The 703-nt window shown below is 50.1% G+C and carries 1 protein-coding gene; it reads left to right on the top strand.

Going from position 1 to position 703, the window contains the following annotated elements; translation table 11 throughout:
* Positions 1-231 precede the first annotated feature (231 nt).
* Positions 232-432 carry a hypothetical protein gene (locus RZR99_RS32980; RefSeq protein ID WP_323123852.1) on the top strand — a complete coding sequence of 67 codons (201 nt, stop codon included), beginning with the start codon at positions 232-234 and terminating at the stop codon, positions 430-432.
* Positions 433-703: the final 271 nt, after the last annotated feature.

The raw sequence follows: 703 nt of genomic DNA, 5'->3' as shown, positions 1-703 counted from the left end.
AAAATGCAACCCGGACCGATGTCGTTGCTTGTGTGGCGCGGGTTTCAAGCTCGTGACGGGGTTCCATGTTTGGTTCGATTGACAGAACGGGACACTAGGCGCCTGAAAAAGTATTAAAAATCTATAACGCAAGATTTTCTCTGGAAATTTTTTGTACTGTGTAAACTCCTATCTTGTTTGATTTTATGGAAAATGATCAAATTCATGAGATGGGATAAATAGGAGATAGCCATGTTTGAAATTGATACCAATGAGATTGAAGCGGTTTCAGGCAGTGCAGCTGTTATCCCTGTTTTTCCGACGGGGTTTGGATTAGTGGATGGCGCAGTTACAATTTTAACTGCTGCTGGTTACATTATCTCTGTCGCGGGAACTAATCTTGCGCTTGGATTGAGTGAAGCTCTTGGGGTGCCGACTCCGAATCCGCAATGAACAACCCCGCCCGAAGGGGCGGGAACCAACTCAAAATCAACTGCAAAGATGAGCGTCCCAAGAGGTCGGAAATCCGACCCGAAAAGATTGAGACAGTGGGACGCTGTTGCATGCATCAAGCAGAAGAGTGATTTCCGCAGGTGGGGCGATCCGGTTACTCCAACTCGGCCGAATCTCCCGTGACATCTCGGACGCCACTCTTTCGCACCGCCGCGCAGGAAGCCCAGCGCACGCAGACCCTCGGCGAGATCGTCCTGATCCGGCCGGTGTC

The sequence above is a fragment of the Burkholderia alba genome (genome assembly GCF_034721475.1).
GTDB lineage: Bacteria > Pseudomonadota > Gammaproteobacteria > Burkholderiales > Burkholderiaceae > Burkholderia > Burkholderia alba.
Note: the sequence above shows the minus strand (reverse complement) of the source record. Positions and strands in the feature narration are given on the sequence as shown.